General features: G+C 40.6%; 16 protein-coding genes, 1 tRNA gene and 1 pseudogene. 10 read left to right on the top strand and 8 right to left on the bottom strand.

Annotated elements, in window-relative coordinates:
- Positions 1-145: 145 nt before the first annotated feature.
- From L3J70_03670 to L3J70_03660, 3 genes are all read left to right on the top strand, one after another.
- Positions 146-232 (top strand) — tRNA-Leu (locus L3J70_03670).
- A gap of 111 nt (positions 233-343) precedes the next feature.
- Entirely contained in the window at positions 344-1,651 is a 1,308-nt protein-coding gene (locus L3J70_03665; GenBank protein MCF6235461.1) for a hypothetical protein, read from the top strand.
- A 3-nt stretch (positions 1,652-1,654) separates the two neighbouring features.
- Complete coding sequence (locus L3J70_03660) at positions 1,655-2,725, top strand: glycosyltransferase (GenBank protein MCF6235460.1); 1,071 nt, start codon at positions 1,655-1,657, stop codon at positions 2,723-2,725.
- 18 nt (positions 2,726-2,743) lie between these two features.
- On the opposite strand, the gene L3J70_03655 is transcribed toward L3J70_03660, so the two are convergent.
- Positions 2,744-3,841, bottom strand: coding sequence for a glycosyltransferase family 4 protein (locus tag L3J70_03655; GenBank protein MCF6235459.1), 1,098 nt, complete (start codon positions 3,839-3,841; stop codon positions 2,744-2,746).
- 334 nt (positions 3,842-4,175) lie between these two features.
- Here L3J70_03655 and L3J70_03650 point away from each other — a divergent pair, with 334 nt between their 5' ends.
- On the top strand, positions 4,176-5,261 hold the full coding sequence (locus L3J70_03650) for a glycosyltransferase family 4 protein (GenBank protein ID MCF6235458.1): 1,086 nt from the start codon (positions 4,176-4,178) through the stop codon (positions 5,259-5,261).
- A 60-nt stretch (positions 5,262-5,321) separates the two neighbouring features.
- Here the strand turns inward: L3J70_03650 and L3J70_03645 are convergent, their stop codons facing one another.
- Together L3J70_03645 and L3J70_03640 are read right to left on the bottom strand one after the other, a co-directional pair.
- Entirely contained in the window at positions 5,322-5,780 is a 459-nt protein-coding gene (locus L3J70_03645; protein ID MCF6235457.1) for a serine acetyltransferase, read from the bottom strand.
- A gap of 299 nt (positions 5,781-6,079) precedes the next feature.
- Positions 6,080-6,840 (bottom strand): annotated as a pseudogene (locus L3J70_03640) (IS1 family transposase).
- A gap of 391 nt (positions 6,841-7,231) precedes the next feature.
- Here L3J70_03640 and L3J70_03635 point away from each other — a divergent pair.
- Entirely contained in the window at positions 7,232-8,302 is a 1,071-nt protein-coding gene (locus L3J70_03635) for a glycosyltransferase family 4 protein (GenBank protein ID MCF6235456.1), read from the top strand.
- 155 nt (positions 8,303-8,457) lie between these two features.
- Here L3J70_03635 and L3J70_03630 read toward each other — a convergent pair whose 3' ends face one another.
- The 5 genes from L3J70_03630 to gnd form a co-directional block, all read right to left on the bottom strand.
- Complete coding sequence (locus tag L3J70_03630) at positions 8,458-9,375, bottom strand: polysaccharide lyase (protein MCF6235455.1); 918 nt, start codon at positions 9,373-9,375, stop codon at positions 8,458-8,460.
- 337 nt (positions 9,376-9,712) lie between these two features.
- Positions 9,713-10,705, bottom strand: coding sequence for a polysaccharide lyase (locus L3J70_03625; GenBank protein MCF6235454.1), 993 nt, complete (start codon positions 10,703-10,705; stop codon positions 9,713-9,715).
- Positions 10,706-11,034: 329 nt separating this feature from the next.
- Positions 11,035-12,675 carry a glucose-6-phosphate isomerase gene (pgi, locus tag L3J70_03620; protein MCF6235453.1) on the bottom strand — a complete coding sequence of 547 codons (1,641 nt, stop codon included), beginning with the start codon at positions 12,673-12,675 and terminating at the stop codon, positions 11,035-11,037.
- Positions 12,676-12,788: 113 nt separating this feature from the next.
- A complete protein-coding gene (zwf, locus tag L3J70_03615; protein MCF6235452.1) occupies positions 12,789-14,291 on the bottom strand; it encodes a glucose-6-phosphate dehydrogenase in 1,503 nt (500 codons plus the stop codon).
- 2 nt (positions 14,292-14,293) lie between these two features.
- Positions 14,294-15,211 carry a decarboxylating 6-phosphogluconate dehydrogenase gene (gnd, locus tag L3J70_03610; protein MCF6235451.1) on the bottom strand — a complete coding sequence of 306 codons (918 nt, stop codon included), beginning with the start codon at positions 15,209-15,211 and terminating at the stop codon, positions 14,294-14,296.
- Between the two features lie 229 nt (positions 15,212-15,440).
- Between gnd and glgA the strand changes: the two genes are divergently transcribed.
- The 5 genes from glgA to L3J70_03585 are packed head-to-tail and all read left to right on the top strand — an operon-like array spanning position 15,441 to position 21,280.
- Positions 15,441-16,901 (top strand): glycogen synthase GlgA, encoded by a 1,461-nt coding sequence (gene glgA / locus L3J70_03605; protein MCF6235450.1) that lies wholly within the window; start codon positions 15,441-15,443, stop codon positions 16,899-16,901.
- Positions 16,902-16,913: 12 nt separating this feature from the next.
- Entirely contained in the window at positions 16,914-18,236 is a 1,323-nt protein-coding gene (gene rimO, locus L3J70_03600; GenBank protein MCF6235449.1) for a 30S ribosomal protein S12 methylthiotransferase RimO, read from the top strand.
- 42 nt (positions 18,237-18,278) lie between these two features.
- Positions 18,279-18,968, top strand: coding sequence for a phosphate regulon transcriptional regulator PhoB (gene phoB / locus L3J70_03595; protein MCF6235448.1), 690 nt, complete (start codon positions 18,279-18,281; stop codon positions 18,966-18,968).
- A 9-nt stretch (positions 18,969-18,977) separates the two neighbouring features.
- Positions 18,978-20,276, top strand: coding sequence for a phosphate regulon sensor histidine kinase PhoR (gene phoR / locus L3J70_03590; protein ID MCF6235447.1), 1,299 nt, complete (start codon positions 18,978-18,980; stop codon positions 20,274-20,276).
- Positions 20,276-21,280, top strand: a complete 1,005-nt coding sequence (locus L3J70_03585) for a serine/threonine protein kinase (protein MCF6235446.1) — start codon at positions 20,276-20,278, stop codon at positions 21,278-21,280. The genes phoR and L3J70_03585 overlap by 1 nt, the downstream gene beginning before the upstream one ends.
- The last annotated feature ends 33 nt before the right edge of the window (positions 21,281-21,313 follow it).

The raw sequence follows: 21,313 nt of genomic DNA, 5'->3' as shown, positions 1-21,313 counted from the left end.
TAATTAGTTATCTGAAACAGCCACATCAATTTAATATAACAAGACTATATAATGTTTTAATTAAATTTTACACAATCAAAAAAAAATCTTGCTAGTTTAATCTATAATTTGGTAGAGTTCGCGGCTCAGTGTTTTTATGCTCTATGCCGAGGTGGCGAAATTGGTAGACGCGCTAGCTTCAGGTGCTAGTGGGGGTAACCCCGTGGAGGTTCAAGTCCTCTCCTCGGCACCACTCAATCTAAATTAATAAAAACTCTTGAATATTAGTCCCACCAAATTTGACCGATCATATGCTTTAATTCAACACCGCACACTTAAAGATTGGAACTATACACAGTAGCATATGCTTATATTTGTATCCTTCATACTAATTGTTGCATTCATTGGTGAATATCTTCTGATAACACTGGGCGTGCCAACAGCAATCGCGACAATACCGCTTGAGTTACTATCAGGAGTTACAGTTTTAGTTGTCATAGCAATAGCTATTTCAAAAAAAACGTTCGCATTACATTTTAAATATATACTGGTTTTCGGTATTCTACTGCTGTTTATAGTCGCGGGTCTCATTATCAACCAGGTACAACCTGGCTCGATCTTTTATGGCATCAGAGCCTACTTTCGGTTTTTACCCTTTTTCTTTATTCCGATCGTATACCATTTTTCTGGTGAACAAATAAAAAAAATATTAGTACTGATTTTGCTCCTTATCCTTCTTCAAATCCCATTAGTCTTTTATCAAAGATTTGTAGAGTTTAGCCATTTAGTGACTGGAGATGTCATCACAGGAACCTTCCCGGACGCAGGAATGCTCGCTATCTGTTCGATTATTCCTATAGTTTTCCTTATTACTTCTTATCTAAGAAATAAAATCAGCTTAAAACTATTACTCATTTTAACTCCTCTTTTCATTATTCCCGCAGCACTTAATGAAACAAAAGCCGCCCTTTTCTTTCTACCTCTACTCCTGATTGGGCCCATACTTTTTATTGAAAACCGAAAAGAAAAACTTAAAAAAATTCTCCCAGTTATTATATCGGGCACCGTCTTTATCATCCTTTTTGTTGTTATATATAACATAAATTATAACAGGCATTATGGTGGCAACATTCTAAACATGGTTTTTGAAGAAGGTCATATTGAAGACTATTTAAGCCGTGGTGCAACAACAAAAAGTGATGGTACCAAGGAAGGGGAAGTCGGCCGTATAGATAGCTTCACCCTCCCCTTTCAAGTATTTTCAAACCAACCTATAAAATATCTTTTTGGAGTTGGCATTGGAAACGCTATATCCAAGCACACATCAAAACTCACGGCTGGAAATTACTCTTATAAATTCAGAATGCATGGAGGAAAGATGACTATTGCCTCCCAACTCATATGGGAGATAGGCCTGATCGGCTTATTGATCATTATACTTATTTTCTTTTTGATCTTTAGGGACTGTCTCGCACTCAGACATGGCAATCACACTGAAAATGATATTGCATTATCATGGATAACTGTAATGTTTATTATGCTTATCATGCTATTTTACAGCAATAGTATCGCGACACAGCAAGTCGGTGTTTTATTTTGGTTTTTATCAGGCTTTGTCGCTGCGCAAAGATATCGAAAAGATAAAAAATGGCAGGCTAACCAAAAACATTAAATCATGAAAAAGCGAAAACTACTTATACTTTGTCAAAAGCAGTGGGGATACCACGTTGATACATATAAATACGCAACATTATTAACTAACGAATTCGATATTACATATGTATGTTGGGACTATGGTTTCGATAAAATTGATCATGAAGGCATCTGTGTAAAATATATTTCTCGGAATGGCTCGCTATTGGCACGAAACATTAAATATTTATCCGCAGCTTCAAAAGAAATTTCTACTTCCCAGTGTGATATATGTTTTATAAAATACTTTAGAGGCTGCTCACTGTTAAAAATAATGCATAGAAAGGCCTTGTTTGTATTTGACGTTCGAACAGGGGCTGTTGGAAATAACAGATTAAAAAGAGCAACATATGACTTCTTCATGAAATTTGAATCCCGTTTTTTTCGCAATGTAACCGTCATATCCAAATCACTATCAGTTCGCCTCGGTTTTAAAGAGAAGGCCTATATATTACCGCTAGGTTCAGATGTAATTTCTAAAGTTGACAAGCAGTTCGACTCAATTCGATTATTATATATTGGCACATTGAATGGTCGTGATATTTCAAAAACAATTGAAGGCTTTGGGAAATTCTTACAACATTATGGTAATAAAATTGATGCTATATACTCCATAGCAGGAGATGGCAAAGAGATGCCATTACTAAAAGAAAAAATCCGTTACTATGGGCTGGAGAAAACAGTCCATTTATTAGGACAAATCCCTTTTTGTAATCTCAAACCATTAATGGACTCACATAATATCGGCGTTTCATTTGTGCCTTGCACCGACTATTTTGATTGCCAGCCCGTGACAAAAACATTTGATTATTTATTATCAGGTCTGCCTGTTATTGCAACAGCCACAAAAGAAAACAAGGCTGTTATTCATGAAGCTAATGGTGTTTGCATTAATGACAGCGCAGAAGGCTTTTATAAGGGCATCACCAAAATATGGGAAAACAGGGACTCTTATCAATCCAGAAGTATTAGAGAAAGTGCCAAGTTATATGAGTGGAAACATATCGCTGCTGATTTAATAAAATACTTACACTGCTTAATTGATCATAAATAGAAAAACCTCTACGCAACTCTATTTTCCTGACACATATTCTATAGCACTGGTAAAACCATCAGCCATCTTATAATAATCATTTTTACTCACAAATATTTTCCTTGATGCTTCTCCAAGAAGATTCAAATTCATTGATAAAATTTTCTTCATAGCTTGATAAAGTTCATCGACATTAGCATTTTTTACAACTATTCCATTATCCTTTACAAGATCGTAAGCTGCTCCAACTGCATCAGTGGTTATTACAGGCATTTTCATGCTCATAGCTTCATTAACGACAAGCCCCCACGCTTCATAACTGTTTCTGTAAGTAATAGATGGAAGAACAAATATATCAGCACTACTATATATATCATTAACATCACTAGAGTCTACGCTACCCAAAAACGTGACATTTTCACTTTGCAAATTTTCACATAGCTCAACACACTCTTTTCTGAATGGTCCGTCACCAGCTATTATCAATTTTACGTTATCTGATTCATTTTCGAGCTTTGAAAATGCTCTTATCAAAAAATCAAGCCCTTTCCATTTGATAATTCGGCTTAAATAAATAAATACCACATCATTGGCTTTTACTCTTCTTTTTTGACCATTTGCATACAAATCTTTAGCACATTGAGTAGCCGTGAAAATTTCATCACTTTTTTTCCCAAGCGACAAAGCATAATTATATGAAGCACTTCCCCCAACAAGTAACGCATCAGACTTCAGAATTATTTTGTTTGCTATAGCCTTCCTGAGTCTCTTAATATTTCCCGCAAACGTATTTATATCATAGACAGGCTCCTGCCATTCAAGTATCCATAGAATAAATTTTTTACCGAAAAGTCTCGAATATAGATACGCAACTAATGTTCTTAATGATGTAGATGTGGAGGTAACAACAATATCCGGATTACTACGCACGAGAGAAAGTATATAATTGAGCCATTTAAATAGCGGGGTCTGTATGATGAACCTATGATTATCACCCTTAGGTCGTTCAGCACCAGGATAAACCTTTTTCTTTTTTTCATACAATATAAACAAATCATATCTTTTAGACAAAATACTAAATAACTCATCCCTGTAATGCGCATAACCTGGTTGAATTAATAATACTTTTTTGGCCATTTTATTTAATCTCATTTGAAAGGTTTATTCCGAACCTTTGTAAATCTTTACATCCAATTAAAATCAATGCGAATTCCCTCCAAGATTTTTTCTCTAAATCCTGAGAATTAATCCGATTGCCTTGCTTAATTAGTTACAGAGTGGTTACTATATAATCCATTATTTGATATTACTTAACAAACTATTATACTTGGATTCGTATAATAAGTGCATAACCGACTAAATCCCCCAGTAAAAATTTGCACGATCTCAACAAAATACTTGCGCTGCTTAATTGATCATGAATAGAAAAACCAAGGTTTGTATCATAATGCCCATTCACTGGAGTTTTCGCATGGGTGGCGCTGAATACCAAGTCAAATGCCTCATACAACAAATGTTAAAACATGGAGGTTACGATATCACCTTCATCACAAGAAGTTATGACAGATCATATCAGCCTGATGGTTACAAAATTATTCCTTTGGCAAAAGGGTCTGATAAAAAGCGCGGCCTAATACGCTTAATTTCCGAATACCGTCCTCTTCGACGTATTTTATATCAATTAAAACCTGATGCCGTCTACCAAAGAGATGGGGGTCGCCTAACAGGAGCCGCTGCTTACCTTTCAGATTTGGTTGGCTTTAAACTGATTTGGCATGTTGCCAGTGAAGCTGATGTGCGCCCCTTTATGTTCAAACGCTCACGCTACTTAATATCAAGCTTTGTTGAAAAGAAAATTTTGGAATATGGCATAAAAAACGCACATAAAATAATTGTTCAAACAAAAGATCAAGCACACCTTTTAACTCAAAACTATCAGCGAGAATCTTACGCACTTGTACCTAACTTTCACCCATACCCAGAAGAAAAAACCAACAAATCTAAACCAATAAAAGTCATCTGGCTAGCAAATGTAAAACCAAACAAACGACCCGAAATTTTTCTCCAATTAGCTAAAGCCTTAAGTGATGAAGAAAATACTCGCTTTATAATGATTGGAGCTGCACAAGGTTCTTCAAGATGGCATAAAAAATTACTTAACACTGCAAAAACACTTAACAACTTAGATTGTGTTGGAAAAAAAACACAAAATGAAGTAAACAACATACTTTCAACTTCGCACATACTTGTAAATACAAGTGTGTTTGAAGGGTTTTCTAACACATTTATCCAAGCCTGGATGAGAGAAATTCCCGTTGTTAGTCTAAATGTGAACCCTGATCAAATTTTTGATCGACAATCCCCTTCCATCGGATTTCATACGAAAACCTACGAAAACCTAGTAGAGAAAGTAAGATTATTAATTCGTGATCAGGAGATGCGTATTTCAATGGGGAAAAATGCAAAAAAATACGCACTAAAAACACACTCATTGGACAATACGAATACTCTCTTGGCTCTATTCAATAATAGCGTAAAAAATAAACATGATTTTTAAGAAATTATTCAATCCAGCAATTGAAAAGTCACACTGTCTGAACTATAAATATTACCGATGTTACTCCATGACTTTATAATTTTCAATATCAATATTTCTTTTAATAATTTTAGCAGGACTACCTACAGCCACACAATTATTAGGAATACTCTTCAATACAACTGAGTTTGCACCGATGACGCAGTTTTTTCCTATTTCAATGGGGCCTAATATTTTTGCTCCTGTTGAAATTATAGTGTTATCACCAATTATGGGCACGTCATATTTCTTTGTTGTACCTCCAATCGTGACGCCGCTTCCTATACTAACGTTGTCACCTATAACAGCTCTTTTATGAATAACAACTCCAAGTCCTCCATAACCTAAATCAACATTCTTTCCAATTTTTGTTTCTACCCCTATTTGACACCCAAACAAAAGACGAATAAATAGTTTATTAATCAAGCTTGGAAACAATGGGATGCCAAGCTGTTTCATATTAAATATTATTCGATGTATTGCTAGAAGGGCTTTACTCATTATTAATCTCTAGTATATGTGTATACTCTAACACCTCAACAATTGAATATTATCTCTTATTTAAAATATTCGGTGTCATTAGACTACTACAAGAGTATCAGGATATTTGATATGAGGTTGACACGTTCCGATGACTATGATGGATTATGTCATCATTTGGTAGCATGTGCCCCAATTTTTAAAAAAATTGGGGGTGTTGCATGTAAATTTCAATAGCTCCATAAGTTCTTGCATCTTAATTTTCTTATGTATTGCTGTTCAAAGTCAGACTTATCATACGAATTCAGGTTGTTAGTGGGTTAAATCTGATCGGCTGCATGAATATCGATGTTAAATTCTACTTTATTGATCAACAGTCCAATAACGATATCATGCATTTCATCTGTTTTTGAAAAGCAGATTGTTTTGCGGGTCAGTCGTTTAATCCAAGTTCGAAGGTTTAGGTTTTTTCGTTCAATTTTTTGGGTGTTACGTTTACCGATTTCATGGTTGTCTGGTTTTAGGTGACGCTCATAAGCGCCCCAGTCATCGGTGTAGTAACGGCTGATTTCAAAGGGTTCCAACAAAGCTTTCAACTCTTTAAAAACAACATCTTTACGTCGACCTAATACATACGCCAGCATCGTATTGGTTGCGTGATCAACGCCATACCAGAGCCAGCGTTGATTTCCTTTTTTCCCTACAAATGACCACTGTTCATCCAGCTCTGCCTCTTCACAGACAAGCTCAAGTCTTACTTCTCGTTCTTTATTGGTGTTAAAGCGGGGATTGACTTGGACAAGCATTTTCGCTTTTTTTTAGCGTACTGATCACTGTGTTTTTATTGATTTTAAGGACTCTCGCCGTATCTCGAATACCGCGTCCATTCATTGCCATTTCTACCGCCTGTTCTTTGATTCCTGGCTCACAAGCCCTATAGCGATAGGACAGCATAAATGATTTTTGTTGGATACTCACTATTCTCGCAGCGATAGCAGGGCGCTCCGTGTGTACTCTCTCCTACTTTCTTGATTTCGGGGCTTTTGCACTTCGGGCACTTTATTTCTTGATAGCATTTCATGGCGATTATTATAGAACAATTTCAGATTTAACCCACTACCAAATTGTGAACCAATTGGCACGGTGTTTTTAAACCCAGATCGACTTGAAAATATTGGCTCGGAAATGGCTGGGTAAATATTTAACAAAAGAGTGCCAACTATGTTGACAAACACCGAAACTCTTGTAGTCTCGCATAGGTTTACTTTCCTTTTCTCTTGGTCGAGAACTGAAAGTACACGTTACCGTAGTCTCGGTAAAACCTATATGAGTCTCCCCAGCATAGCTGGGGGTTTACCCAATTGAATTATTCAACCCTAAAAAAATTTATATCACATCTACTCTGGGGTTTGTGTCATTTATGACTTCAGGTTCTAAAAATAGTGGAAACTTATACGTAATCAGGTTAATTTATGAAAAAACTTAAAATTGTCATGTTAGGTGCGCACCCTGATGCCACTGGTGGGATTTCAACTGTTGTTAGTAACTGGATAGAATCCGGAATCAAGTCCCTTGTGGACTTTGATTACATTTCCACTCTGAATGAAAATGCACCGGGACATCAGGCATTAAAATTACATCAGGCTATAAAAGCCTATTTTCACTTCGTTATTCGCTGCTTTAAGCCAATTGATATTGTTCATATTCATTTATCAAGTTATATCAGTTTTTATCGAAAACTTATTTTTTTTACAACAGCCAAATTCAAACAGTCTAAAGTTATTATTCACTTACATGGCTCCGAGTTTAAGGTGTTCTATAATAGTGGAAATAAACTACAGAAAAAATTAATCAGTTGGATGTTCGATAACTGTGACGCTATTATCGTACTATCAGAAGAGTGGAAAAGATTCATAAACAAAATTACTACCAATAAAAAAATTGTTATTATTTACAATGGCGCTTCAACCAATAAATTCAGAGGAAAAATTGACAATGGTGAATATATTGTCATTTCCTTTATGGGACGGCTGGGTAAAAGAAAGGGTATTTATGACCTACTCGAAGCTTTCAAACAATTAACCACGGAATATCCAAATGCAAAATTACTTTTAGGTGGTGATGGTGAGATCGAAAAAGTAGATGATTTTATAAAAAAAAATAACTTGGAAAATTCCGTTCAACTACTTGGATGGATTTCTGGTGAGAGAAAAATTGAGGTTTTTAGAAAAACTGACATCCATGTTCTCCCTTCTTATAATGAAGGTCTTCCAGGATCTATTTTAGAGGCTATGGCCGCTGGAGCTCCTATTATATCTACTCCCATCGGCGGTATTCCTGAAGCGGTTATTGAAGGGAAAAACGGCTACCTCATTAATCCTGGCGATATCTTGGGGCTCAAAGGCGCGTTAGAAAAATTATGCAGTGACAAGGCCTTGAGAGAAAGGATGGGTAAAGAGAGTCTCGCACTTATTGACAATAAATTTAATATCAAAACTATTGTCAATAAGGTTTTTTTACTCTATACCGAATTGAAAAAATAGTAAATTTTTAAAATCCGATATGAGTTTCTACCTCAAGACCAATTTCATGATGACTCTTCCTGTCAAAAATTGACTCACTGACGCGTCCACCCTGTCTGTTTAGCTCCGTATAGCAACTACGCCCACACCTGATTAGCGCTAAAGCCCAAGTAATTTCACTTAATTTCAAGCTCAAGCCCTTTTGGAACTGTCAATGGAGTACTTGGTGATGACTGAGTTCGGTAAGGCGTATTTTTGGGAGCAAAGTTAGATATTGACTTGCCATTAGCAGGTGCAACTTCCTCATAACTGGAATTAACATCACCGATTTTCACTTCATCATAGACAACTGCGCCAGCTTCAGAGTTTCCAGCATACGTACCATATTTCATATCATATATACGCGCCCTTTTTGCTGTACCATCCCCGCAATCACTATAACTTCTTGTGTTGTCTGGAGTCATATACAGATTCACATTTGAACCATTTTTATTAATAACTTGCTTACCATCTATCCATATTTTCCAGAAACCATCACCTTTATCCGAATATTTAAAATTCATTACCACATCAAACCATTTATTTGTTTCATATGGAAATGAGTACGCTGTACGTGTATTCCCTCCAGCAGACCCTTCAGGAAATGCTGTCAGTTGACCTTCAGGTGTTATGCGAATTTCCAGCTGGCCTGATTTCCCTCTAATCAGAAGGAATCCATTTCCACCGCTATATCCACAGGAAACTCCTTTAGGCGGTGCAGAGTGATGCTGATGAAAAACTTTAAATCCTGTATTAGGAAGGTTCGATGGGATGTAAAAGCTATATCCTACCCAATACTCCCGACCCCAAAAAAAACGGCCTGCTGGTTGTGGAACTAATTCACAACGTTTACCTCCATTGGCATCATTCACCATGAGTGCCGCTTTATTGCCATTACGTACGATGCTTCCTTGAATTTTAAATTTCTCATTATAATTGTCGCAATCTAGCCTTGCCTCTGTACTCCTCCCTGACTCAAAATCATCACTAAAAGTAATTGCCGCCTGAGCATTTGGAACAAAGACCAACAAACCAATATAACCTAACCACTTCATAAACAGATCCTTGAATTATTTTGACTAACCACATTTACTATCATACAGTTTACATCCATAAAACGAGAGAGCGATCACATCATCAGACAAAAAGCCAGCAACAACACTCAATTTATGCATTTCCACGCTGGAGCGTGGCAGCGAGAAACAGAAAATGCTGAGTTGATGACAAAATTGCAGGCATCAATGCTTGTGCCCCCTGTGGGTGGGTATGCATTATTAGGTTAACGCTAACCTTGGTGAGGGCAAAATAATCAATCACTATGGCCTTTATTGAAACCCTTTTCCGATAATTTAAAGCTGACACACCTCTCTCTGAGGCGATTGGGCGCAGCGTCTATCTTCCTGACCAACCCCAAGAAGCAAACCAACCCCATAGATCCCACCAATCTGGGCGTCCACCATTACCTACACTTCCTTCTCCTTCAGGCGCTACATCTGCATAACTACTAGCACTATTTCCAATACGGATTTCATCGTAGTATATTTTTCCTTCTCCAGAATTTCCTGGATAAATGCCAAATTGAAAATAATTTTTTCTCTCTTTTAGTCTACCAACAACATCATGCAAATGAACATTTGATCCAGTAATATCAACAACTAAATCGCCATTAATCCAAATCTTGTAAAACCCGTCACTTCCATCTGAATATTTAAAGTTCATTACTATGTCGAACCATTGGTTTTCCACTATTTCCCACTCATGATAAATCTCAGTACCTTCTGCCGCACTATAAGGCGCAGGACTGCCGATTGAGTTATTTACATAATGGTTTAAATTTTCTGGTGGAATTAATCTTATTGCAAATCTGGATTGATCGTCTGATAACCTAATGGTAAATCCATTTCCTCCTGAAGCATAATTCGTCCAGTCTGGATTCCCAATGGGCCCCGGCACTGAATGGTGCTGACTCATTACGCCACCTCCTGTAGGGATATACGGTATCATAAAACTAAATCCCATCCATTTTTCTTCTCCCCAATTAAAGAAACCTCTGTCTTGAAATGTCATTTCGCATCTTGTTCCATGATTTGCCAAACTTTCAAAACTTGCTGCATAATTACCATTTCGAACCTCACTGCTTTGAATAGCGAAGTGATTTTGTGACAGATAACAATTCAGACGATAGTCGACTTCTTCAGTTTGTGATCCAAAATCCTCATAATTTTCGGTAAGATAAACTTGGCTATAGGAAGGATTAGAGAGCAATCCTATAAAAAATAAAAAAGCAATTGTACCTAGAGGTTTGGCTGGTAATCCTTTCATAATATTCATACTGTTTCTCGTAATAATTCTTGGATTAAATTTGTTGATTAACTGTATATTCATGATATTTAACATTCTATCACTCAAAAGAACTTGTGAGATCATTTAGTGCATTGGTATCAAGTTTAATTAAATCAATTGCAAATTTGTGGCTACCACTATTCACCTTCAAGCCTTTTTTAAATCACCTTGCCTTCTTCAAAGACCTGGCTATAAAGAATTTCCGCTTGGGCATTTGGAACAAAGACCAACAGACCGATAATACCTAACCACTTCATAAGAAACCTCTTGAATTATTACGACTCACACATTTTCTACTATAACTATCATACAGTTTACAGCCATAAAACGAGAGCATGATCACAACACTAGATAAAAACCAGCCCCGACGCTCATTTATGACTTTTATAATAATTAATCAATCCATTTGTTGACGAATCACCATCACTCTCTTCACCCTCAACTGAAAGCTTCGGCAAAATTTCTGATGCAAGCTGCTTACCGAGCTCAACACCCCACTGATCAAATGAATTAATATTCCAGACAATACCTTGAACAAAAATTTTATGCTCATACATCGCAAGAAGTGACCCCAGTGTTTTTGGTGTTAACTTCTGAAACATAATTGAATTTGTTGGTTTATTGCCCTCAAAGACTTTATGCGGCAACAGTTGCTCAAGTACTTCCGCCATCATGCCTTGCGCTTCCAGCTCACTTCGAGCTTCATCTTCTGTTTTGCCGCGCATCAACGCTTTTGTTTGCGCAAAAAAGTTAGAAAGCAAAATTGAATGATGCTCACCGATAGGGTTTTGTGGCTCAATCGCAACCAGAAAATCAGTAGGAATCAATTTACTCCCTTGGTGAATCAACTGATAAAAAGCATGTTGGCCGTTTGTTCCAGGCTCGCCCCAAATGATAGGCCCCGTCGAATAATCTACGACATGACCCTGGCGATCCACTCGCTTTCCATTGCTCTCCATGTCACCTTGCTGAAAATAGGCTGGAAAGCGACTTAAGTATTGATCATATGGCATCAATGCATGGCTTTGAGCACCAAAAAAATTGTTATACCAGATCCCCAGCATTCCAAGTATAACCGGAATATTTTTTTCAAACGGTGCGGTTCGAAAGTGCTCATCCATCTCATGTGCACCGTTAAGCAACTCTTCAAAGTGATCCATACCGATATAAAGCGCAATCGTGAGACCTACCGCGCTCCAGAGCGAATAACGCCCTCCGACCCAATCCCAAAAACCAAACATATTTTTAGGGTCGATGCCAAAGTCAGACACCTTTTGAGCATTCGTAGAAACCGCCACAAAGTGCCTGGCAACTGATGCAAGGTGCCCCCCTTGCTGAAAAAACCAGTCACGCGCAGAGTTTGCGTTTGTAATTGTTTCTTGTGTTGTAAAGGTTTTGGAAACCACAACAAACAGTGTTGTCTCATAACTCAAATGCCGAATCGCTTCTGTCAGATGAGTTCCATCAATATTAGAGACAAAATGAACATTTAACCCGTATTGAGAGTAGGATTTCAATGCCTCGGTCACCATAACGGGCCCTAGATCTGATCCTCCGATCCCAATATTGACAATATCGGTGATGGCTTTACCCGTGCAACCCACCCAACTGCCATTACGAACCGACTCTGTGAACTCTCTCATATGCCGTAATACAGCATTCACATCAGGCATGACATCTTTGCCATCCACTAAAACCGGACGATTAGAACGATTACGCAATGCTGTGTGTAATACCGCACGATTTTCTGTAAAGTTAATTTTTTCACCGGAAAACATTCGTTTGATTGCGACACTTAATTCGGCTTGCCGAGCTAAATCAAACAACAAAGAGAGCGTCTCTTCTGTGATACGATTTTTGGAGTAATCCACCAAAATATCATTCATTCGCAATGAAAACTTATCAAAACGCTCAGAATCAGCATCAAACATTTGTCGCATATGCTGTGATGAGATCAACTTTTGATGGCTCATCAAAGCACTCCAAGGCTTTGAGGCAGTTAATAGACTCATTGTATGACCTTTTTTATTCTGCAAGTCTGCTATTTTCTGCGCAGAAAAACCACTAAGATATTCACCTAAAGCTGAGTCAATATGCGTATTACTTCCATGTTTTTCATACATATTTAAAAACCCTCTGAACTGACATCAGTTGCTGAAACATTCAGTGAATGACGCCAAAATTGATCATCACGATCAAACAGGCGATACGTTCCTCTTGGCCCCCAGGAGCCTGCGGGATATGTATTAATAAAATCCCTTTCCATTGACCAGACTTTTAAAATAGGATCAACGACCCGCCATGCCCACTCTATTTCGTCATAGCGCAGAAACAGCGACTGATCCCCATTCATCACATCAAGCAACAGCCCTTCATAAGCATCCGTACCGCGCTCTTTATCTTTACGGTAACTCGCATCCAGACTGACCGTTCGCGTCTCCACTTCAAGCCCAGGCATTTTAACCTGCATCTCCATTTTCAAGCACTCATTAGGCTGTATACCCAACAAGATCCAGTTAGGTGAAACACGGTTCAGATGATTGCCTTTAAACAGGGTCGTCGGCGGCTCTTTAAAGCGAATACAGATCGCTGATGCCCCTTCGGCCATTCGCTTACCCGTACGCAAATAGAAAGGTACACCTTTCCAGCGCCAATTGTCCACATAAAGTTTAAGTGCAGCGTAGGTTTCTGTAGTGCTGTTAGAGGCAACATTATCTTCTTCAAGATAGCCTTGCACAGAGTCACCGTTAATATTACCAGCCTTATATTGTCCACGAAAAGCATGGGCATGGACTGCATTTTGTGTAATTGGACGAATACTTTTAAGGACTTTAACTTTTTCGTCCCGCAAGGATTCATCATCCATCATCGCTGGCGGCTCCATCGCAACCATGGTCATCAACTGTAACAAATGACTCTGAATCATGTCACGTAGCGCACCCGAGCCTTCATAATAATCAGCACGACTGCCAATACCCGCTGTTTCAGAGTGTGTAATCTGAACATGATCAATATACTGGCGGTTCCAAAGTGGCTCCATGAGCAAATTGGCAAAACGAAACACCAACACATTCTGAACGGTTCCTTTACCTAAATAGTGATCAATTCGGTAAATTTGGTGCTCACTCAGATAATTACTTAGTTTTTTCTGCAAAATTTGAGCGCTGAGCAAGTCATAACCAAAAGGCTTTTCAAAAACGACCCGCCTCCAGCCGTGCTGCTCCTCAAGCAACCCTGCCTCACCCAGCTTAGCTGTTGTAGAGCCAAACTCTGCAGGGCGAACCGACATGTAAAAAGCAATATTATTTGAAAATTTGTTATCGCTGTCGATTGTTTCTCGTAATTTTTTAAATGAATCTTCATTATCCAGATTACCTTGAAAGTACTCTAGCCTCGTGCAAAACCGAGCCAAGACCTCCTGATCGACCCCGTCAGGAAATTTTTCTTTCAACATTCCATTGACTTCATCCAACCATTGCTCGCGTCCCCAAGGCCGTCGAGCAAAAGCAAGAATCACCATATGGTCAGGCAAATAGCCTGCACAATCCAATTCAAAAAGGCTGGGAATTAATTTTAGGCGAGACAAATTACCTGTTGCACCAAAGATCACTAATGTGCATGGCTCCATGTCTATTTTCCTCCTGCGCCTTTGATTGCGTGACCACCAAAAGCATTACGCATAACTGAAAGCATTCGGTTGGCGTAACCTTCGCCATCCTGACTGGCAAAGCGCATTTGTAATGCCAATGAAATCACAGGCGCAGCTTCACCTTGATCAATGGACTCAATCACTGTCCAGCGCCCTTCACCAGAATCTGGCACAAAAGGAGCCACAGACTCTAGCTTTTGATCTGATTGAAGTGCATCGGCTGTCAAATCCAGCAACCAACTGCGCACAACAGAGCTGTGTCGCCATAACTCCGAAACTTGCGCCAGATCCAGGTCAAACTCTTTTTTACCACGCAGCAACGCAAAACCTTCAGCAAAAGATTGCATCATGCCGTACTCAATACCGTTATGAATCATTTTGGTAAAATGACCCGAACCAATCGGCCCAACATGTGCCCAGCCACGATCCGGTGCAGGTGCCAAAACCTTTAATGCAGGCTCAACAATGGTTGCGACTGATTTTTCAGCACCGACCATCAAGCAGTAACCGTTATCCACACCCCAAATACCACCCGAAGTGCCCGCATCCATAAAACCAATGCCGTGCTCAGCCAGCATCACGCCTCGGCGCAAACTATCATGATAGTTTGAATTTCCCCCATCAATAATGACATCGCCCTTATCAAGCAAGTCCATCAACTGTTTAATATGAGACTCCGTGGGTTCGCCATCCGGCAACATCAACCAAACCACTTTTGGTGAAGGCAGTTGGCTCACGGCATCTTTCAATGATTTTGCTGCAATCATGCCTTCTTCTGCAGCTAATTCACTAACAATTTCCTGTGATCGATTATGCCCCACCACCTCAATACCACCACGACATAAACGACGTGCCATATTGGCGCCCATTTTTCCCAACCCGATTAAAGCAATTTTCATAATATCCCTCTCTCTCCCTTAAAATTTTCCTGTGACGACGATAAACTCGTAGCGTATAATGGCCGTTCAGCCATTGACTATATTAATGCTCATATAAATAGCAACTTAATAATTCATAAAAACATATAATTCATAAGAACATCATTTCAGGTTTTATCAAAAAAATTAAGTCATTACTATAGCGACCCCTTATCAAAAAATATGATCATAGCAGGGAAAATAATAAACCATGAGTAGAATTCTATTTGCTACCAGCGAAGCATTGCCTCTCATAAAAACGGGTGGACTCGGTGATGTTTCGGGTAGTTTACCTGTTGCGTTGAACTCATCCAGACACAATGTTCGCTTGATCTTGCCTGCTTATAGCATGGCACGCCGTCAGGCAGGTGACTTAAAAGAGGTCGCCAAATTTGAAGTCCCCTCTGCCCCTGCACATGTGCGTTTACTGGAAGGCACACTTCCAGGCAGTACTCTTCCTATATGGCTGATTGATTGCCCCCCCCTTTTCGACCGACCAGGAGGCCCTTATGCAGATCAAGATGGCACTGATTGGTATGATAATGCTCAGCGCTTTGGCATATTTTGTCGAGCCGTATCCATCATTGCAATGGGTCAAATCAGATTGAACTGGAAACCCGATGTCGTACACTGCAATGACTGGCAATGCGGCCTCATTCCACCTCTTATTGCTTCTCAGAAAAACCGTCCGGCGACCGTTTTCACCATTCATAATCTATCCTACCAAGGCCTGTTTTCTCAAAAAGAGTTTTTTGATTTACAGCTCCCTCCTGAGCTTTGGTCAATGAATGGCGTAGAGTTTCATGGCCATTTTTCTTTTATTAAAGGCGGGCTTGCGACAGCGGACATGCTGAGTACGGTCAGCCCGACTTACGCTAAAGAGATTCGTACACCACAGTTTGGTTATGGCCTTGAAGGGTTGCTTGAGCACCGCGTTGATCGTTTAATGGGGATTTTAAATGGTGTTGACTATGCACTGTGGGATCCTAAAAATGACCCTTATATTATAAAACCCTATACATCAAAAACCATTCGTTTTAAAAGTGTGAATAAATCAGCACTGCAAGAGCATATGGGGCTGCCTGCTTCAGAAAACACCCCCCTCATTGGTGTCATTGGACGAATGGTCGAACAAAAAGGGTTTGATTTATTATTAGCCAATATTGATCCATTAATAAAAAGTGGGGTACAGCTCGTTGTACTCGGCAGTGGCGAGCCTCACTTCGAAGAAGCATTTAAAGCTGCCGCCACTCAATACCCACAGAATATATCTGTACAGATCGGCTATGACGAAACTTTAGCGCATCACATAGAGAGCGGCTCAGATATGTTTTTAATGCCTTCACGCTTTGAGCCAAGCGGCCTGAATCAACTCTATAGCTTGCGCTACGGCACGGTGCCCATTGTTCATCATATCGGCGGACTCGCAGATAGCGTGGTTGATGCCAGCGAAGAGAATCAAAAAGCAAAAACTGCCACAGGTTTTGTTTTTAATGAACCCACACCTGCATCTTTATTAACAGCCCTACAGCGTGCCATCGCCCTTTACAAGCAACCCAAAGTCTGGAAACAACTCATGAAAACCGGCATGAAACAGGATTTTAGCTGGAAGCAAAGTGCAAAACAGTATTCAATTCTTTATCAACGCGCTATTCAATATTCCCAACAATAGATAACCCCCTTTATGAACTCACCCTCACGCATCGGTTTTGTCAGCCTTGGTTGCCCTAAAGCACTCGTTGACTCGGAGCAAATCATCACACCACTCAAAGCAGAAGGCTATGAAATCAGCCCAAGCTATGAAGGTGCCGACCTCGTTATTGTCAATACTTGTGGCTTTATTGATGCTGCCGTGGAAGAGTCACTTGATGCCATCGGTGAAGCTCTTGCTGAAAATGGCAAAGTCATTGTCACAGGCTGCCTTGGAGCCAAAGGAGATACTGTCATTGAAAACTTCCCTGATGTCCTCGCGATTACAGGGCCACATGCATCAGAAGAAGTTCTGTCTATTGTGCATGAACATCTACCACCACCGCACGCTCTAGACAATGGATCAATTCCGTCACAAGGCATCAAGCTCACACCCCACCATTATGCTTATTTAAAGATTTCAGAAGGCTGCAACCACAACTGTACATTTTGCATTATTCCTGACCTACGTGGAAAACTGGTCAGCCGTCCATCCAATGATGTGATGGAAGAAGCTGAAAAGCTTGCAGAGGCTGGTGTTAAGGAGCTTTTAGTCATATCGCAAGATACCAGTGCTTATGGAGTTGACACAAAATATCGCACTCATTTTTGGCAAGGTCAGCCCATCAAAACTCGCTTTTATGATCTTACCGCCGCATTAAGTCAACTCGATATCTGGGTACGACTGCATTATGTTTACCCTTACCCGCATGTCGATGATGTGATCCCATTGATGGCCGAAGGAAAGTTGCTGCCTTATCTCGACATACCCTTTCAACATGCCAGCCCGAATGTGCTCAAAAGCATGAAACGACCTGCCCATAGTGAAAATACACTAGAACGCATTAAACGCTGGCGTGAAATATGCCCCGAGATTGCCATCCGCAGCACATTTATCGTGGGTTTTCCTGGTGAAACAGAGAGTGACTTTAATCAACTGCTTGGTTTTCTTGAAGAAGCTCAACTGGACCGTGTAGGCTGCTTCACTTATTCTGATGTCGAAGGAGCAAAAGCCAACACGTTCTCAAATCATATTCCCGAAGACATTAAAGAAGAACGCCTGGAACGCCTCATGACACTTCAGGCACAAGTCAGTTTATCACGCCTAGAGCAACGTATTGGCCAACAAGAGCGCATACTTATTGATGAAGTCACCACAGAAGGGGCATTTGGCCGCAGCCAGCGGGAAGCCCCTGAGGTGGATGGTATGATTTTCCTGCCCAACGAAACAGAACTCACACCTGGCTCATTTATCAATGTAGAAATTACAGAAGCTGATGAGCATGACTTAACTGCAACAGTCATTAAATTGTCATAAAAAGCGACTGTAATAAACGATTTTTATTGAGAGCATAGGCTTATGAGCAATCCGACACTATTACTGATTGAAGATGATGATGGCATTCGTGAAATGATTACTGAAGCTTTAGAGCAAGCTAAATTCATCGTCACTGCAGTTTCATCGGCTGAAAAAGGGTTGAAAAGAATTAAATTGCAGCTGCCCGATGTTTTTATCATCGACTGGATGCTCCCTGGAATCAGTGGCGTGGAAATGGCTAAACGTTTGCGTAAAGAAGAGGCCACACAAGAGACCCCACTCATTCTATTGACCGCTCGTGGTGAAGAGGATGATATCGTTCGAGGCCTCAATGCAGGCGTCGATGACTACATCACCAAACCATTCTCGCCTCGCGAACTCATCGCTCGTATTAACGCATTGCTACGCCGCAGTGGAAAAGGCCTGAATACACGAATACAAGTTGGCAAACTCTGCCTGGACACAGGCTCACACCGTCTATTTATTGATGAAAAAGAGGTTAAAATTGGCCCCACAGAATATCGTTTATTAGAGTTTCTTCTCAATCACCCCGAAAAAGTTTATAGTCGAGAACAACTGCTCGATCGAGTATGGGGTCCTGGTATTTATGTTGAGGAACGAACGGTGGATGTACACATATTACGCTTACGCAAACTGTTAAGCCCTTATGCGCAAGAGAAAATGATCCAAACCGTTCGCAGTGCCGGTTACCGGCTTTCCAGAGACTTTTAGACCCCCCCGATGTCTACACTATGGAAAACTGAACTGTGGCGTCTTCTTGGCGTGATTTGCATCAGCCTCATTTTTGGTCTGGTATTAGAGTCCATCGCATGGTCACTGGCCACCGGGCTTCTTCTTTATCTATTTTGGCAAGCATTGCAAGTCCGCCATCTGGAGCGCTGGCTTGATAACGACCTCACGATTCCACCTTACGAACTAGAAGGAATATGGCATAACCTTGCCTACCGTATTCATCAAAATCGTCGGCGAAGCAGAAAACGCCGAAAACGCATGGCGGATGTCATTCGCCGTTTTCAAAAATCCACGCAAGCACTGCCCGATGCTGCCGTCGTACTCACTTCAAATGAGGAGATTGAATGGATCAACAATGCCGCGACCCGAACCCTTGGAGTCACAAAATCTGATATTGGCCAAAATATTAACAACTTACTACGAAGCCCTGCCTTTCATAAATTTCTTCGCAAAGGTGATTACAGTAAACATCTGGAGATTAATTCACCTCTGGATGAAAATATTTTACTGGATGCGCGCATCCGCCCTTATGGAGAAAACCAACGACTGTTAGTCATCAGAGACATCACGCACATTCACCACCTGATGACCATGCGTCACGACCTAGTTGCAAACATATCACATGAATTACGCACACCATTAACGGTTATTCTCGGTTATCTAGAGATGCTATTAAACGCCCCAGCCGATACTGACTCCCAAAAACTACGTGATCAAATAGCTAAACTGCAATCACCCACCAAACGCATCCAGACCTTGGTGGATGACCTCTTGATGCTCTCTCGGCTTGACACCACTTCAAACGAAGAAAAGAATACCAAGATTGATATTCCCAGTCTGGCTCAGCAAGTCACAGATGAGGCTCAACATATCAGCAATGGAAAACATGTGATTCAATGCAGCATTGAAACAGATACCCACCTCTTTGGCATTAAAGATGAGCTACACAGCGCATTTATTAACCTGACCAACAATGCAATACGTTACACACCTGAAGGGAAAAAAATCAGTATTCGATGGTATCTGAATAAAGATAACAATACGGCCTGCTTTGAAGTCAAAGATAAGGGCATTGGTATTGCATGGGGGCATATTCCCCGTTTAACAGAACGATTTTACCGTGTTGACTCCGGCCGCTCCAAAGCAACAGGCGGAACGGGCCTTGGACTCTCTATCGTAGAACAAATTTTACGTCGCCATGGTGCTGATCTGCATATTGATAGCACCCCTGGTCGAGGCAGTACGTTTACCTGCATTTTTCAAGCAGGATGGCAAAGGTTCCCCTAATGAAAAAAAAGAATATACCTTCAGCGTTACAAGCTTTTTCCAACCTCACTCCAGACACCATGTTAGATGCCATTGAGTCCACAGGTTTATGTTGTGATGGTCGATTTCTAGCTTTGAACAGCTATGAAAACCGAGTCTATCAAGTGGGTCTTGATCAAGGTACACCTTTAGTTGCTAAATTCTATCGCCCCAACCGCTGGAGTGATAAATCCATTCTTGAGGAGCATCAGTTCACACTGGCACTGGCCGAGCAGGAGATCCCCGTCATTCCGCCAACCGTTGACTTGAATGGCAACACCCTGCACCAATATGAATCATACCGATTTGCACTCTATCCTCGTCGGGGCGGACGTGCGCCAGAGCTCGACAACCCAGATCATCTTGAGCAAATGGGGCGTTTCATCGGGCGCATCCATGCCATGGGGGCAACCCAGCCTTTCGAACACAGACCCACACTCGATATTGAAAGCTTTGCCATACAGCCCCGCCGTTTTTTACTTGACCATGATTTTATACCAAGCCACCTACTGGAAGCATATCAATCACTCACCACAGACCTGATAACTCAGATAAAACAGTGCTTCGAACGCGCAGGTGACATTCAATACCTGCGTCTACATGGTGATTGTCACCCTGGTAATATTCTCTGGACAGATGCAGGGCCTCATGTTGTTGATTTTGATGATGCTCGCATGGGGCCTGCCATTCAGGATTTATGGATGTTCCTCTCTGGAGACCGGAGCTATATGACCGCGCGGCTCGCCGATGTGCTGGAAGGTTATACTCAGTTTTATGATTTTAATCCCTCAGAGCTGCACTTGATCGAAGCACTGCGTACCTTACGTATGATTCATTATGCAGCTTGGCTAGGCTCTCGCTGGGACGACCCCGCCTTCCCCCTCGCCTTCCCTTGGTTCAACACACTCAATTACTGGGAAGAGCATATTCAATCACTACGTGAACAAGCAGCACTGATGAATGAACCACCCCTTATCTGGGATTAATTCTGATATTTCTAATTTATGAGTCATACTCTG

The sequence above is a fragment of the Gammaproteobacteria bacterium genome, assembly GCA_021648145.1.
Lineage (GTDB): Bacteria > Pseudomonadota > Gammaproteobacteria > JAADGQ01 > JAADGQ01 > S141-38.
This window is presented reverse-complemented; position numbering and strand designations above follow the sequence as displayed.